At 44.6% G+C, this 14,930-nt stretch carries 15 protein-coding genes; 4 read left to right on the top strand and 11 right to left on the bottom strand.

The window, feature by feature from the left end; genetic code table 11:
* From ON006_RS07655 to ON006_RS07640, 4 genes are all read right to left on the bottom strand, one after another.
* Complete coding sequence (locus ON006_RS07655) at positions 1-1,443, bottom strand: RagB/SusD family nutrient uptake outer membrane protein (protein ID WP_244819066.1); 1,443 nt, start codon at positions 1,441-1,443, stop codon at positions 1-3.
* A 36-nt stretch (positions 1,444-1,479) separates the two neighbouring features.
* Complete coding sequence (locus tag ON006_RS07650) at positions 1,480-4,917, bottom strand: TonB-dependent receptor (RefSeq protein WP_244819067.1); 3,438 nt, start codon at positions 4,915-4,917, stop codon at positions 1,480-1,482.
* Between the two features lie 131 nt (positions 4,918-5,048).
* Positions 5,049-6,044, bottom strand: coding sequence for a FecR family protein (locus tag ON006_RS07645; protein ID WP_244819068.1), 996 nt, complete (start codon positions 6,042-6,044; stop codon positions 5,049-5,051).
* Positions 6,045-6,059: 15 nt separating this feature from the next.
* Positions 6,060-6,614 carry an RNA polymerase sigma factor gene (locus ON006_RS07640; protein ID WP_244819069.1) on the bottom strand — a complete coding sequence of 185 codons (555 nt, stop codon included), beginning with the start codon at positions 6,612-6,614 and terminating at the stop codon, positions 6,060-6,062.
* Between the two features lie 393 nt (positions 6,615-7,007).
* On the opposite strand from ON006_RS07640, the gene ON006_RS07635 reads away from it, so the two are divergent.
* Positions 7,008-8,669 (top strand): hypothetical protein, encoded by a 1,662-nt coding sequence (locus ON006_RS07635; protein WP_244819070.1) that lies wholly within the window; start codon positions 7,008-7,010, stop codon positions 8,667-8,669.
* Here the strand turns inward: ON006_RS07635 and ON006_RS07630 are convergent.
* Positions 8,666-9,037 carry a hypothetical protein gene (locus tag ON006_RS07630; RefSeq protein ID WP_244819071.1) on the bottom strand — a complete coding sequence of 124 codons (372 nt, stop codon included), beginning with the start codon at positions 9,035-9,037 and terminating at the stop codon, positions 8,666-8,668. The two genes, ON006_RS07635 and ON006_RS07630, sit on opposite strands and share 4 nt — an antisense overlap.
* A gap of 210 nt (positions 9,038-9,247) precedes the next feature.
* Between ON006_RS07630 and ON006_RS07625 the strand changes: the two genes are divergently transcribed.
* Positions 9,248-9,640: a cupin domain-containing protein gene (locus ON006_RS07625; protein WP_244819072.1), complete on the top strand. Its 393-nt coding sequence runs from the start codon at positions 9,248-9,250 to the stop codon at positions 9,638-9,640.
* Between the two features lie 89 nt (positions 9,641-9,729).
* Here the strand turns inward: ON006_RS07625 and ON006_RS07620 are convergent, their stop codons facing one another.
* The 6 genes from ON006_RS07620 to ON006_RS07595 all read right to left on the bottom strand — a co-directional run bounded on the left by ON006_RS07620 (position 9,730) and on the right by ON006_RS07595 (position 13,715).
* Positions 9,730-10,194 carry a ferritin-like domain-containing protein gene (locus tag ON006_RS07620; protein WP_244819073.1) on the bottom strand — a complete coding sequence of 155 codons (465 nt, stop codon included), beginning with the start codon at positions 10,192-10,194 and terminating at the stop codon, positions 9,730-9,732.
* 144 nt (positions 10,195-10,338) lie between these two features.
* Complete coding sequence (locus tag ON006_RS07615) at positions 10,339-10,917, bottom strand: Crp/Fnr family transcriptional regulator (protein WP_244819074.1); 579 nt, start codon at positions 10,915-10,917, stop codon at positions 10,339-10,341.
* Positions 10,918-10,938: 21 nt separating this feature from the next.
* Positions 10,939-11,241 (bottom strand): response regulator, encoded by a 303-nt coding sequence (locus ON006_RS07610; RefSeq protein WP_244819075.1) that lies wholly within the window; start codon positions 11,239-11,241, stop codon positions 10,939-10,941.
* Positions 11,242-11,343: 102 nt separating this feature from the next.
* The gene (locus ON006_RS07605; protein WP_244819076.1) at positions 11,344-12,060 is read right to left on the bottom strand and encodes a pirin family protein; all 717 of its coding nucleotides are present in this window, start codon (positions 12,058-12,060) and stop codon (positions 11,344-11,346) included.
* Positions 12,057-12,686, bottom strand: coding sequence for an alpha/beta hydrolase (locus ON006_RS07600; protein WP_244819077.1), 630 nt, complete (start codon positions 12,684-12,686; stop codon positions 12,057-12,059). Before ON006_RS07600 ends, ON006_RS07605 begins: the two co-directional genes overlap by 4 nt.
* 90 nt (positions 12,687-12,776) lie before the next feature.
* Positions 12,777-13,715: a ring-cleaving dioxygenase gene (locus ON006_RS07595; RefSeq protein WP_244819078.1), complete on the bottom strand. Its 939-nt coding sequence runs from the start codon at positions 13,713-13,715 to the stop codon at positions 12,777-12,779.
* Between the two features lie 193 nt (positions 13,716-13,908).
* Here ON006_RS07595 and ON006_RS07590 point away from each other — a divergent pair, with 193 nt between their 5' ends.
* The gene (locus ON006_RS07590) at positions 13,909-14,541 is read left to right on the top strand and encodes a SatD family protein (protein WP_244819079.1); all 633 of its coding nucleotides are present in this window, start codon (positions 13,909-13,911) and stop codon (positions 14,539-14,541) included.
* Between the two features lie 2 nt (positions 14,542-14,543).
* The gene (locus ON006_RS07585; protein WP_244819080.1) at positions 14,544-14,912 is read left to right on the top strand and encodes a hypothetical protein; all 369 of its coding nucleotides are present in this window, start codon (positions 14,544-14,546) and stop codon (positions 14,910-14,912) included.
* Positions 14,913-14,930 lie beyond the last annotated feature (18 nt).

Genomic DNA, 14,930 nt, shown 5'->3' with positions numbered 1-14,930 from the left:
TTAGTAATTGGAATTTTGTTTCAATATGCCATTGCTCAAATCCACCTCACGCTGTGGTAGTGGGAAGTAGTAGTGCTTCGGCTTCACAAAGTTACGACTTGGCTTGTATGGCCCTCTTGCAATTTTGTAATGTGCTGCAATATCCAGCAGGCCCGCTTTGTCCCAGCGCATCAGATCCTGGTGACGCTCGTTCTCTCCCGCCAGCTCTACGCGGCGTTCGTGCATGATGTCTGCCATTTTCGCTCCGGTTTTTGCAGTAAGTCCTGCACGTTTGCGAACAATGTTCAATTCTGCATCGCCATTTGCGCCGGAGCGGATTTTTGCCTCCGCCGCCAGCAGATACACATCCGATGAACGGAGAAAAGGAGCATTCAAACTTTGGCTCATATCTCCTGATTCCGTAAAATCCGTATATTTTCTGAAAGCGTAACCAGTCACCCGGGTCATGTCGGCGGTGAATGTGGTAGTACCTTGCGAGCCACGAACTACCTTATCGCCAGGACTATAAATAGAATACGAACGACGTGGATCGCCTTTCTCGAACTCCTGTACCAGGTCATCAATAGGCTCATGAAATCCCCAGCCACCAAATGCCTGAGGCGTGTGGTAGAACGTTGGTGAGTTATCAGTCGTCCAGCCGGTTTCATATTGCAATGAAAACAGGATTTCCGGGTTGTTCTCGGTGGTGAGCGCAAAGTTTTCGTTGTAGCTGTCAGCCAGTTTGTAAGCAGCATTACCGATCACTTTGGTACTTGCTTCAATGGCTTTTGCCCAGTTTTCTTCGTAAACATACAGTTTGGTCAAAAATCCATAAGCTGATCCCTGCGTAACACGTCCCGACTGGGTATCATCGTAGGATACCGGAAGCAATGTTGCCGCTTTCTGGAAATCGGCCTCAGCCTGTGCGCGAACTTCCGCTACCGTAGCTTTGGGTTTATTATAAGACTGCGCCAAGGCGTCCTCTTCTGTCAAAATGGGGACTTCACCATAAATCAGCGAAAGGCGCCAGTAGATAAACCCTCTCAAAAAATAAGCCTCTCCCATGCTACGGTTGCGCAATGCGTCGTCCATAGTTACTTTCGGAGCATTGATCAACACCGCATTGGCTCTTGACACTACCTCATACTTGGTAGACCATGTTGCCAGAATGTGAGAGTTGGAGGCATCAAATGTGAACATTTCCAGCGCTGTCTCATCCGAGTGATCGCCTGCACGGTTCATGTCATCAGAACAGTTGTCAAAAGTATATTCGGTATGGGCAAAACCGTCTTCGTTGAGCAATGGAGCGTAAATAGCATTGGTTGCCGCGATCACATCGTCGCCATTCCGCCAGTACTGCTGCGAAGTAACCTGCCCGTAAGGCGTGCTTTCCAGCAAGTCGTCATTACAACTGGTAACAGTTACCAGAAAAATCCATCCTGCAAGTATATGTATCTTTTTCATGTTGTTATTTCGTATTTAAGAGGTCTGAACGTGGGTTTAGAAAGACAATGTGGCTCCTATTGTCCAGGTACGGGCCAATGGATACTGCGCATAATCGACGTTCAATTGTCTCGACTGGTTTTGATCTCCCACAAATCCAAGTTCAGGGTTCAATCCGGAATATTTGGTAAAAGTGAACACGTTCTGGCCGGTAATGTAAACTCTTGCATTGGTCAGCTTCACCTTCTCAATCACCGATTTAGGCACAGAATAACCTAGCGTGAAGTTTTTCAGGCGCAGAAAATCTCCTTTTTCGACAAAAAGATCTGACGGCCGGAAGTTACGGTTAGGGTTGTCAATGCTAAGTCTTGGAACGGTGTTACTGGTTCCGTCACCATGCCAGCGATCCTGCTCCTCAGCATATAAGTTGAAGGAGTAGCTTGCGTCAAGTCCCTGCATACGGTCAGCATTGAAGATTTTGTTCCCACCCACACCGATGAAGAAAACGCTGAAATCAAAGCCTTTGTAGTTCAATCCTGCATTGAAACCATAATTGACTTTCGGCTGAGGGTTACCAATGATCGTCCGGTCCTGGTCGTTGACAATACCATCATTGTTTAGATCCAAAAACCGCACATCCCCCGGATGGATCAGCCCGTCTGTACGCCGTGAATCCTTGCTAATGTTAGGGTCGGAGTCAATTTCACCTTGATTTTGGTACAAACCATCCGTCTTGTAGCCATAGAAAGTGCCATATGACTGGCCTTCGTAGGTGCGGACGATTTCCTGCTGGCCTCGGCCGTACAATTGCGTAGCCAAAAATCCGCCCGGCGTTGCCAGTTTGGTGATCTTGTTTTGAATGAACGTCGCATTTCCACTGACATTGAAAGTAAGCGCGCCAAATGAATGGCGGTAGCTCGCTTCAATTTCCAATCCTTTGTTACGAAGCTGGCCGATGTTCTGATCAGGAATGGTAGAAGTTCCGATCGTTCCCACTGCAGGAGGCGCCAGAAGCATCTTTTTCGTATCCTTGATAAAGTAGTTTACCGAAAAATACAGTGCGTTTTTCCAAAGCCCTGCTTCCAGTCCGAAATTGCTCATTTCCGCCGTTTCCCATCCTATTTGCGTATTGGCAAGACGGCTTTGTGCAGAACCCGAAACCTGGTTCTGGGTTCCGCCGCTTCCCAACGCATACCGGTACGATGGATTGATCAGCGCCAGGTATTGAAGCGAGTTAACATTCTGGTTACCCAACTGTCCCCAGCCGCCTGTCAGCTTGAAGTTACTGAACATCGGCAGCGCATTCTTGAAAAAAGCTTCTTCTGAAATTCTCCATCCCAACGAAAATGCCGGAAAATAGCCCCAGCGATTGCCGGGAGCAAATTTAGAAGAACCATCTGAACGGAAAGTAGCTGTCAGCAGGTAGCGGTCAAGTAGCGAATAATTAGCACGTCCAAACCAAGAGGCCAGTGCATCGTAGCTCCGGCCGCCGTTTCCGCCATCCGAAAGTCCCACCGAAACGATGGTACCGGCATATTGCATATAACGCAAGGAAGGATCTTCGCTTGGAAACTCACGCCCACGTTGTTTAGAAAAGATGTTGTTGAAAGTTTGTGAAGTATAACCTCCCACCAGGTTCAGGTTGCTTGCCCCGAATTTCTTATCATAAGAAAGAAAATATTCCTGCAAAAACGACCAATACTTGCCGTGAGTCAGGTTCAGCTCATTGTAGGAATTGGTGCGAAACTGATCGGTAACCTTGATATCGAAACTGTTGCTTTCCGAAAAAGTAGCATCAGTAGCCAGGTTAGCACGTAATTTCAGGCCTTTCATAATTTCAAATTCTCCGGTCAAACTTCCCAGAAAACGGTTTCTGATATTGCTCTGATCTTGCGTGTCAACTGTGAAAATCGGGTTGTTAATGTCGCCAAATGCACCGATGCCCTGCGTTGAGCTGTATGAGCCGTCGTCATTGCGGATCGGAAGTCCGGGATGAAAACGGATAGCGCTCCAAAGCAGACCCGTTTGGGAAGAAGTAGTGTTGGGAGACGTATTATGAGTATTGGTAAATTGTAAATTCTGCCCGATTTTAAGCCGTGAGCCTATTTTGTGGTCAGAATTGACACGAAATGTTAAACGTTTGTAATAGGACTGACCAATGATCCCTTTTTCATTATAGTAGCCTCCCGATATTGAAAAAGACGAATATTTTCCTCCTCCACGAATGGCGGCATCGTAATTCTGGGTCACGCCTTGTTGCAAGAGCGCCTCTTGCCAGTTTGTTTTTTGAGTTTGGTATTGAGGGTCAAGCCAGATCGGGGGAACAGGCAGGCCATCATTTTTATAAGCCTCTTGTTTCAATGATGAAAGTGAAGGTGCATCCAGCACGTCCAGGATCTTGATGCGGTTGGTCACACCCACATAACCATTGACTGTCAGCCCGATAGGATTGTCAAACGTACCACGCTTGGTGGTGATGATGATGACTCCGTTCGCTGCACGTGTCCCGTAAATTGCTGACGCAGAAGCGTCCTTCAAAATTTCAATGGATTCAATGTCGTTGGGGTTCACATCATTCATGGAACCAGCAGGTACACCGTCGATCACCACCAATGGATCCGCATTGTTGACCGTTCCAAACCCACGGATCTGGATCGTACCAGCGTCACCGGGAGCACCACCGTTGCGGATAATGTTAACACCCGCTGCACGGCCCTGCAATGCCTGTTGCGCCCCTCCGGAAGGAAGATTCTGAAAATCAGCCCCTTTGACAGAAGAAACTGCGCCTGTCACATCCTTTTTTTCCTGCGTTCCGTAACCGACAACTACTACCTCTTTCAATGCATTGACATCCGGCGCAAGACTGATATTAATCACCGAACTGCTGCCAACTGCTGCATCCTGGCTTACAAAACCGATAAACGAGAAGCGCAGTGTTACATTACCGTCCGGTACATTCAGCTGATACTGACCATTTTGATCCGTAGAAGTGCCTTGCTGGCTTCCTACGATCAAAATATTAACACCCGGCAGACCATCACCTTTATCATCAATGACTTTACCTGTAATGTTCCGGTCGATATCACTGCGCAAACCTGAGGCGCCAACTGGAAAGACCGTCTGAGGTTCATTCTTTTTCCGAAGCAGTATCCGGGTAGTTCCCACGACTTCATACGACACATTCAATGGTGTAAGCAGTTGGTCGAGCACTTTGTTGAGCGAGCCTTGCAGCTGTTTCACCGAAACGGTGCTTTTTCCTTGAATGCTGTTGGTACTATAAACGAATTTGACATCCGCCTGCTTTTCAATCTGCCGTAAAACCTGTTTGATTTCGAGAGATTCCACTTTTAGAGAAATTTCCTTACTAAGTAACTCCTGGCTATAAACGCCGTGGGCCAGGGACATCCCGCAGCAGATCAGTGAAATAAAAAGTTGTTTAGCGGTAGCGCTCATGACTTTGTAAACAACCCTTTTGAAGGGTATTTTTTTATGCATAATTTTAAAGGTTTTTGTGAATTGAACAGCTCAAAAACAAACGGTATCCTACCTTTCGGAAGGGTATTATCGGTGCCGGACATGTTACAGCATGGCCGGCACTTTGCATTGGTAAAGCCTTAAAATATCAATTATGGACAACCTTCACCGTAAACAAACAGTGAAGTTCCCCTGCGTTCGTATTCCATATTAACAGACTTGCAAATCAGGTCAAGCTGCTCAAACATAGGCAGATCATTCAGATCTCCTGTAAACAAGCAGTTTTTCAGAACATCGCCTTCGATTACAATATCAATTCCATAGGCACCTTCCAGAATAGTCAGCGCCTCAGAAACAGGTGTTTCCGAAAATTCAAACCGTTGACGTGACTCCACCGGTTTTACCATTGCCGGATTTTTAACGATGCCCAGCTCCATTTTTCTGGATTCTTTGTCAAAAACAATTTTCTGGTTCGGTGTCAGGATAACACCATTACCACTGGCCGTTTTATTTGTCGAAACTTCATAAACCGACACCCTCCCGCTGGCTACCTGCACTTCAATGGACCCCGAGCCGTCATAAGATTTTACATTAAAACTGGTACCCAGCACCTGCGTGGCCAGGTTTTCGGTAGAGACAATGAACGGTTTTGACGGATCGCGTTTGACATTGAAAAACGCTTCACCATGCAGGTACACCATTCTCTTGCGGTCTCCAAAATGATCCGGATAACTGATGCGGCTATTGGGCTGTAAAATGACTACACTACCATCCTCCAATGTCAGTCGTTGCGGCTTTCTGGACGTGTTTTTTACTTCAAACCCTTCCTCCTTGTCACCCAGCACCGAAACAATAGAAGCCAGATACCCTTTCTCGGTTGGCAAAAAACTCCACGCAAGTCCCAAAACAACCAGAACGGAAGCCGCTGCCGCGGGAAGCCAGAGCCAGATCCGTCCGGAATGCATATGAATCGTATTTTTGAATAACTTCTTCCTGATGCTTTTCCCGATCATCGTTTTCTCGGCCATCAGAACTTCGCTATCCTCTGCCGGATTCTCCTTTAGATACTTTTCCAGCAACTCTTCCTCATCCGGGGTAACATTTCCGGACAGGTACTTTTCAATTAGTATATCGTAATTAGGCGTCATATTCAATGGCTAATGCTAGTTGTTGGAGTGATACATCCAAAGGCTCTCTTTGAGCGCCTTGAGCGACTTGGTAATGTGGTATTCGACCGCTTTTTCCGAAATATGAAGCTGGTCTGCAATGTCTTTGACAGACTGATTTTCAAAACGGCTCAGGTGAAAGATCCTGCTCGTCTTCTCCGGCAGCTTATCCATTACTTCGTCCACAGCTTTGGACAAGTCCGAGAATTGTACGATTTCATCCGTTGAGTAAGTTTCATGTATTTTGTTCAGGATCAGGTACTCCTGATATTTTCGCCAGGTAATCTGGGATTTGATGAAGTTGGTGATGCGGTATTTCATGGCGATCACCAGATACGTACTCAGGTTCCTTATAGCAGTCTCCTGGCGTTTGTTCCAGAGGCTTTCAAAAATATCATGTACAAGCTCCTCCGATTCTTCCCTGGAACCAACCTGATGGTAAGATATACAGAAGAGCTTATACCAGTACCGATCATAAATCTCCTCGAAAGCACGCTTGTTGCTTTCCTGAAGCTGAATAACCAGTTGCTCGTCTGTTAATAATCTATTCATTGGATACTCCGGTATCGGGTTACAAATGTATAGTCAACCAACTCCCGTAAACCCCTAAACAATTTATAAGATTTTTTAATAAAAACCGGTTGCTAACCGAATTCCACCTCTTACTCAACAACTTTGGTAAGCATTTATTTTCATTGTTTGTTTGTGACGGCTTAATAAAAACAGGTCAGCACACACTATAATTTAAACTATACACACACTTTTTCACACTTTCCATTCAACCAGAATCTGCCCATTACAAGGTATTTCAAAACGCACGTAATTGACCACGATATTCTCAAAGTCGGTTAAATAACAAATTAACTTTCTATATTTGAAAGCAGACACTAATTACCCTCTACAAGTAATGACCTGTCTTAATCAGCGTTACGATTACAATTTTGAATGGCGACCTCCCGTAAATTGTTTGCAAGCATTCTCTGGATCACATTATTTGCCATCATTGCTACATTCTGGCTTGCAGTTTACCATTTCTCTTACGACTTCCCTTTCTACGACGACTTCGAAAATATTGTCCGGTTCGTTTTTCAATACGTTCAGGCCGATGGCTCCCGGCAAAAGCTGGGTCTTTTGTTTGAGCAGAACTTTGAACACCGGGTTATCTTTGCCAAACTGCTAACGCTTCTCCAATACACCATTACTGGCAAGCTCAACATTAAGTGGCTTATCGTGTTAGGCAACCTGAGCCTACCGGGGGTACTGTTTCTGTTTTACCGGTATATTTCTAAAAAACAGCTTTCCCTACTGACCTTCTTTGCGATAGGCTGCCTGCTTTTTCAAGTGCAGCATTATGAAGACACTATTTCCTGGGCCACATGCAGCTTGCAACACGCACCGTGCCTCTTTTTCTCGCTATGGAGTTTCTACCTCGCGCTGAACCGCAAGAATTTGTATGCAAGTGGCTTGCTTGCATTGCTAGCATTGTTTACCAGCGCCAACGGGCTGTCGGCGATTGTGATATGGTTGCTTATTATCTATTTTACCGCTCCCAAACGTAAGGCAAATATCCTGCCCGCCTTCATTGTGATTTCCATTAGTGCAATCCATTTACTTACTTTAACGATCCATTCAGGCTCGGTCAGAGAGCATATTACCAGTAACATTGGAACAAAATTCATTTTGCTGCTCTCATTCGCCGGTCAGCTGGTGGATTCAAACCTGGTGGCCTCTATACTACCGAGCGCTATTTTGGGAGTAGTAGTTCTGTTGCCCATCGCAATTGTGCTCATAAAGGTGATATTGCGAAAGACTTCCGACATTAGTCAGCTGCAATGGTTTTGCGTGGCCGGAATCAGCACATTGCTTTTTGTTGCTTTTCTGATTGTATTCGCGAGAGGAAATGATCCGGACTTTTACGGTTACAAAATGGACCGATACAAGATATACGCAGCCTTTTTTGGAGTCCTTGCGTTTGGATTTTACGACGGGTATTGGTCAGCACTACGGTTTGGCCCGATAGCCCGGGCAGCTCTGGCGGCAGCGGCATTGCTCTTCTGCATTAGCACATATTATCTTTATTATGGCAATATCGTTCAGTACCGGAGGGCCATTGAAGCGAATCAGCTGAATTTCAAATGGAGCAAAACCATTTATTACCCGCTTATCTACAACGACAAGCAAACGGCCGAGTATCTGATTTTTGCAGACAAGAATAATCTTGTAAATCTTGAATCAAAGAAATTTCCTGCTAGCCAGGCAAATTGGGGAATAAAGGCAGATTCGTTACCGGTGCAAAAATTGGAGAACACGTCCACTATCTCTCTTTTCAACAGCGACTGGGCGCCGGAAGATGGCTCGTATGACGCGATTTATGCAGTGGCTATTGATTCTTTAAGCAGCCAACCGAAATATCTGTTCACAGTTGACAACACTTATAAGCGGGCTTTTAAACAGTTTTATACTACTTTCAAACGTCCGGTATCTCCTGGTTTCAGTTGCCTGATCTACAAGCCGAAGATGAAGAGCGGAGAATACGATATCCATCTGATTCTATCAAAAGAAGGAAAATTAGTGCATTCTTATCGCCTCAACAAAATTACAATTTAAGCCAATGTCTCACTTATTTGTAAAAATATGACCCTTTTATAGTACTCGGGATCATATTTGACAAGGACCTGGCTTCCCTGGCGCATTGAATCATATTTGGAATAAGACAATATTTCGGTCATTTCCGCAACAAAATCGTCGCCCGCTTTTGGTTTGATCTTCACTTTTACCTGAAACTCCGGAAGGTTGTTGAGGTACTCGCCGGTAGGCTTGATATTCAGGATGGTGGCGTTAGCTTCTACGCCTTCCTTCAAAATTTTCTTTTTTCTTTCGTCCCTGATTTTCTTACGGAATGTTGAGACGATCCAGAAAGCCACCATACAAAGCAATATGATGGTTGCGAAAGTTTCCCTGTTGTTAATTTCCACGGACTTACAATAGTTTAGAGTTGTAAGTCAAAATAAGCGTTTACCTATTACTTAAGTGGTATCTCACTTATCGAACGGTAAAGTACTTAGTTTATGGCTCGCCCGCAGTTTTCAACAGGTAAAAACAGGAGAATACGATTGGCACAAACTTTGTAAATTAACATCAAGTTGTGGCAAAGGATCGATTTATTCACACAAAAAAATACCCTGATGGACATCAAATCAAACCAATCTACCGAGAACCGGCCTGAGGGTGACAGGATTCTGAATGCGCCGTACGTTTTTACCGACATACCCATGTATCTGGAGCAGTTAAAATCGGAGAAATCCTGGGCAAAAAATGACCGTAATGCGATCACCGTTTACAAATCAGAGAAGTTTACGATCGTGATTGCTGTTTTGAAATCCGGGGCCATGGTGAATGATCATTCAATTTCCGAGTGCCTCACATTTCAGGTTTTAGCCGGTGAGTTAAAGGTTGAGACCGAGGGAAGGATTTTTTACACGACGCCAGGCCAGATGATGACGTTCCATGCTGGTATCCCGCATTCGATCAGGGCATTATCTGATGCGGATATCGTCATTACCACCTATAAAAATTAGCCGCTTTAACGGCTTTATCATCACAATAGCACATCAGCAAAAAAGGCCGGGTAATCCGGCCCTTTTTGTATTTAGTTTATTGATGAATCCTAGTGTAATACTTTTTCGGAATCACGAAGCCTTTTGATCGTATCGTGCCCAGTTTTCAATGTTGCTTTTTGCTGTGTGATCAGCGACCTAAGATCCGGTGTTAAATTCTCAGATTTTAATGCTGATTCGTATGCCTTTTGCGCAGCATCTTCTCCAAATTCCGAGTTTTCCAGTGACGTCTTTCTGCCATCACTGCTAAATGCAGCCTTCACGTCCATCCACACTCTGTACAGTTTACCCGAAACCATTGTGCCGGTTGCAGGCTCTCCTCCCAATGCATTTACTTCATTGGTCAATTCGGATACGTGTTGTCTGCTATGGTTTGCCAGATTATTGTAAAGCGACCGTAGATCTGTGTCCGCCGTATCGGTTTCATCATAGGCCTTTTCATATCCTACTACGCGATCGTTGTTGATCAGGATCAAATCATTCAGTACCTCTATAATTTCTGAATTTTGTGACATGACAATTGTTGATTAGTGATGCAGCTAATCTCAAATTATTGTTCCAATACCACAAACAGGCATTATCAGCGTTAGGTCATGGTGATTTGTGGAGCTTTTTGCGCCGTATATGACGGACGGAGGTTTCCGGAGGCCCGTCAACTTTTACTTTTCGCTCAGCTTCTTTCTTACTTTACTAAGAAATTCGGGAGAAAAACCCAGGTAGGATGCAATGTAGTGTTGGGCAACACGTTGTGGAATTGCCGGGTAACGGTTAAGAAAGTCCAGATACTTCTCCACAGCAGTACTTGAAATGGTACGAAACAGCCTTTCCTGCGTCTGAGCGAGGTTTCTTTGCACCATTAGCCGGAACATTCTTTCAAAACCAGGAACACGGGCGAGCAGTTTTTCCTTGTTTTCGGGTGATAATAAAAGCAGCTCGCAGTCTTCCAGCGTTTCGATGTACATATGGCTCGGCGTCTGGTTTTGAAAGCTGGTAATATCGCTAACCCACCAATCCTCGATCGCAAATTGTAATGTAACCTCTGCACCGGTGCTGTCAATGTAATAGGTACGAATGCAACCTTTGAGAATAAATGCTTCGAACTGGCATACTTCACCTTCCAGTAACAGAAAAGTCTTTTTGCCAAATGTTCTATATTGAAGTAACGAATCAAAATATTCGAGGTCTTGCTCCTCAAATTTCATGCATCGCAACGCGTAATCATTGATCTTTTCGAACATAAAACATTTGATATTTGGTACTCAAAGGCCCAGGGCGTGACAAATTTCGGAATGCAACAATCCGCTACCGCCACCATAATGACGCATGCAAACGATGCGTGAATCCACGGATTTGCAAAAGGCTACAACTTGCTGCTCGGCCTCATCGTCAACCCCAACCCCTAAAAGTACTAAATCAAATTTAGCTATCTCAAATGCAGCGACCGCATTTTCATAAGAATTTACGCCCACACCATTCCAGGATTCATTTTTATTGATCAACCTAATGATCGTTTCCAGAATTTCGGGATGATCAGCCAGTACCAGAATGTTGGTTTTGTCCATAATTTTTTTGGCTATCAGCGGTCGGCTTTCGGCCGCAGGGTTTTGTGTAATTTAAAATATAAAAAGCCGGCAGCTGATAGCCGACGGCCGAGTGCTGCTTCCCTACTTCCGTTCCGGAACTTCCATTACCAGCACAAACGAATCCTCAACCGCCTTGAAGCTGGCCCCAGTGTCTGGCCAGATTCCATATCCATCCCGTGCTTCCAGAAGCTGACCATTAACTTCAAGCTTACCACTAATAAGAAACGTATAAATTCCATTGTCTTTGTCTTTCAAAGAATATTCCGTCTCGACGCCAGCATCGATCTCAGCCAAATGAAACCACGCATTCTGATGGATTGCTACGCCTTCGTCATCTGTGTTGGGTGACAATATCTGCAGGAATTTGTTACGCTTGTCGCCTTTGCTGTAATCTATCTGATCGTAGCGGGGTTGCACATTTAACTCGTTGGGATAAAGCCAAATCTGTAAAAATGTGACCGGTTCATTTTTGTTTTTATTAAATTCTGTATGATAAACCCCTGTTCCCGCGCTCATCGCCTGGATCTCACCCGGATTGATCACCGCAACATTTCCAATACTATCCTGATGCTCCAATGTGCCCTGCAATGGAATGGAGATAATTTCCATATTATCATGCGGGTGCCGACCAAAACCCTGCCCTCCATTCACCGTGTCATCGTTCAGCACTCTCAACGCGCCAAACTGAATTCTTTGGGGGTCATAGTTCCCATGAAAACTGAAAGTTTGCGCACTTTGCAGCCAACCGTGGTCAGCGAAGAAGCGGGAGGCCGCGGGATGGAAGACTGAATTTTTCATTGTGCCTGCAAGATAGTTTTATTGACCAGTTTTATTTCCTCTCCCGAAATGGTGTGCTGCCGCCCGGGATAAATCGCATAGGTTACAGCTGCATTCATTCGCTCCAATATCGCAATGCTTTCCTTCACGCGGGATACAGGAACGTGTGGGTCGGGATCGCCGGTAGATATAAAAACAGGTGTTCCTGCAAAATCTCCTCTGTAGTTTTCCTCCGTCAGCACCTGGCCCACCAGGCCGCCAGTTAACGCAATAACACCTCCATATCTTTTGGCATTGCGGGTAGTGTATTCCAAAGTGAGACAGGCACCCTGTGAAAACCCTGCAAAATAGATATTCTCAGCGGCAATTCCGCTGGCTTCAATCTCCTTAACAACTTCGTTAACGACATCCAACGCTGAGTCAAGCGCCGGTTGGTTCTGGGCAACTGGTGCCATAAAACTATAAGGGTACCAGCTGTGATTGGTTGCCTTCGGTGCATAGATGGCTATTCCTTCAAGGTTCAAAACTTTTTTCAAAGAAATAATATCTTCTGCCGTACCTCCTCGGCCATGAAGCATCACGATGGCTTTCGTCGCCTCGCCTGCCTGCGTTCCGCTTTTTATGATTTGTTTGTCGTGGGTATACATAATATTGAATGAATTTTAACCGGGTTGCCGGTGCGATGATACGCTCAATGCTCCGGCAACACGGCAGTTATGAATTCTTAAACATGGATGTTAAACCAGTTTAGGAAGCACTTTTACGATTTGTTCCCGACCTGGCTCGTATTGGGCAGGCAACATTAAGCCTGAACCCAATTGCTCCACTGTTTCGTCAGTGGCAAACCCAGGATTGTCGCTGGCAATCTCAAACAAAACGCCGCCTGGTTCACGGAAATAAAGGGAATAGAAGTAATTTCTATCGATTTTATCGGTGATCTGTAAACCGGCATCCAGTACTTTTTTACGGAACTCCATTAGAATATCATCATTGGCTACCCTGAATGCTACGTGGTGAACGGAGCCGCCGGCCACATGACCTGCTCTCTCGCCAGGCGCTTCCACAAGGTCCACGATCGCTGCGGTCTCAACGGCATCGGTAACGAAACGGAACCTGTTAACCTGTTGTTCCACCAAACGGTAACCAAAAATATCGGTCAGAATTTTCGCTGTTTCTTCAATTTTGTTGCTTGTGATCGTAATGTTATGAAAACCGCGGGTTGCGTGCTCAGCGGTAACTTCGCTGGTTTCCCAGGGCGTACGGTTATCGGCTGTTTTCGGAACAGTAAGTTCAAATTTCAAACCATCAGGATCAAGGAAAGTAAGGTACTGTTCACCGAATTTCTCCGACACTTTGTTATAGGTAACGTGGTTATCGTCCAATCTTTTCAACCAGAAATCAAGGCTGCCTTCCGGTACCGAGTATCCAATTTCAGTTGCCTGCCTTGTTCCGCGTCTACCTGCTGGTATCTGACTACCCCATGGAAAAAAAGTAAGGATGGTTCCGGGAGTTCCGTTGCCGTCACCGTAATAGAAGTGATATGTATTTGGATCGTCAAAATTGACAGTTTTTTTCACCATTCTTAAACCTAATACGCGGGTATAGAAATCGTAATTTCTTTTGGCATCACCTGCAATGGCTGTAATGTGATGTATCCCGTTGATTGTATTTTCCATTTTCTTTTCTGTTAAGTGTTTCTGTTTTTAATGATACAAATGTAGCACCCGCCAGAGGCCCCCGGCATTGAACTAGGACAAGAAAGAAAGGAATTTGGAAAAAAGATTTGTTTCACTATTTCTGACATAAACACATTTATTTCAGTATTTTTGACATAAAGTAATCTATTTCACTATTTGTGAAACAAAAATCATGAAAAAGAGTCGTTACATTTTAATGGCAGACATCATTAACAGCCGAAAAAGCGATCAGAAGGCACTTATGGTAAGTTTTGAACGGTTGGTCAATGATATTAATAGCCGGCACAAACGTCACCTATTATCGCCTTTGACGATAACATTGGGCGATGAATTTCAAAGTGTTGCCAAGAGCCTAAAATCGGCCATCGAGATCATTTTCGGCATCGAAGAGCGGATTATTCGCGATCAATATGAATTCAAACTGAGATATGTATTAGTGGAAGGAGAAATTGACACGCCGATCAATCCACAAATCGCTTATGGAATGCTGGGTGAGGGTCTCACCAACGCAAGAAAAGCATTGATAGAAGCCAAGGGAAATAAGGGCAGGTTTTTTGTCGAGATTAACGATACAAACCTTGGTAAGGCTTTGAATAATAGCCTGGCAATTTACCAGAGCCTGACAGACAACTGGAAAGCGGGCAAAGACTACCCGCTGATTAAAGACTTTCTGACATTTAAGGATTATAAGAAGGTGGCGACTGAAACTGGCAAGACGCGCTCTCAAATTTGGAAGAGAGAGAAAAGTCTAAAAATTAATGAATATATTGCCATTAAGGAAGTCATACACTATTTAATCTTATAAAAATGTTATCAGTTTTGTTCGTTATTGCCGCAGTGCTTACCTCTGAGATTGTGCTCGGGTTTCTCTTCTCCGCGATTGCCCAGATTTTTTATCAAAAAACCAAAATTGATTTCAAATCCGTCGCGAAAGGTTTTATTGAAAGAATGTTTCTCCTACTTTTTCTCTTTAACGACCTCGCTCCCGCATTGACCTTTTTCAGTGCACTCAAACTTGCGACGAGGCTGAAACACGACGAAAGCACCGGCAGTGATTCTAATAAATTCAATGATTATTATCTGGTAGGTAACCTTTTGTCTGTTTCAGTAGCACTTTTTTATACCTACATACTAAACCATACACAGAAAATTGAAACAATACTCAGTCTTCTGTAGAGATCTGACAATAATCTG

It is taken from the genome of Dyadobacter pollutisoli, assembly GCF_026625565.1.
Lineage (GTDB): Bacteria > Bacteroidota > Bacteroidia > Cytophagales > Spirosomataceae > Dyadobacter > Dyadobacter pollutisoli.
The sequence above is the reverse complement of the archived record's forward strand: the minus strand, read 5'-3'. Positions and strand labels throughout refer to the sequence as shown.

Bases quoted from the DNA above. Each gene is read 5' to 3' on its own strand.
- ON006_RS07655 (WP_244819066.1), bottom strand. From the start codon at position 1,443: ATGAAAAAGATACATATACTTGCAGGATGGATTTTTCTGGTAACTGTT.
- ON006_RS07650 (WP_244819067.1), bottom strand. From the start codon at position 4,917: ATGCATAAAAAAATACCCTTCAAAAGGGTTGTTTACAAAGTCATGAGC.
- ON006_RS07645 (WP_244819068.1), bottom strand. From the start codon at position 6,044: ATGACGCCTAATTACGATATACTAATTGAAAAGTACCTGTCCGGAAAT.
- ON006_RS07640 (WP_244819069.1), bottom strand. From the start codon at position 6,614: ATGAATAGATTATTAACAGACGAGCAACTGGTTATTCAGCTTCAGGAA.
- ON006_RS07635 (WP_244819070.1), top strand. From the start codon at position 7,008: ATGGCGACCTCCCGTAAATTGTTTGCAAGCATTCTCTGGATCACATTA.
- ON006_RS07625 (WP_244819072.1), top strand. From the start codon at position 9,248: ATGGACATCAAATCAAACCAATCTACCGAGAACCGGCCTGAGGGTGAC.
- ON006_RS07620 (WP_244819073.1), bottom strand. From the start codon at position 10,194: ATGTCACAAAATTCAGAAATTATAGAGGTACTGAATGATTTGATCCTG.
- ON006_RS07615 (WP_244819074.1), bottom strand. From the start codon at position 10,917: ATGTTCGAAAAGATCAATGATTACGCGTTGCGATGCATGAAATTTGAG.
- ON006_RS07610 (WP_244819075.1), bottom strand. From the start codon at position 11,241: ATGGACAAAACCAACATTCTGGTACTGGCTGATCATCCCGAAATTCTG.
- ON006_RS07605 (WP_244819076.1), bottom strand. From the start codon at position 12,060: ATGAAAAATTCAGTCTTCCATCCCGCGGCCTCCCGCTTCTTCGCTGAC.
- ON006_RS07600 (WP_244819077.1), bottom strand. From the start codon at position 12,686: ATGTATACCCACGACAAACAAATCATAAAAAGCGGAACGCAGGCAGGC.
- ON006_RS07595 (WP_244819078.1), bottom strand. From the start codon at position 13,715: ATGGAAAATACAATCAACGGGATACATCACATTACAGCCATTGCAGGT.
- ON006_RS07590 (WP_244819079.1), top strand. From the start codon at position 13,909: ATGAAAAAGAGTCGTTACATTTTAATGGCAGACATCATTAACAGCCGA.
- ON006_RS07585 (WP_244819080.1), top strand. From the start codon at position 14,544: ATGTTATCAGTTTTGTTCGTTATTGCCGCAGTGCTTACCTCTGAGATT.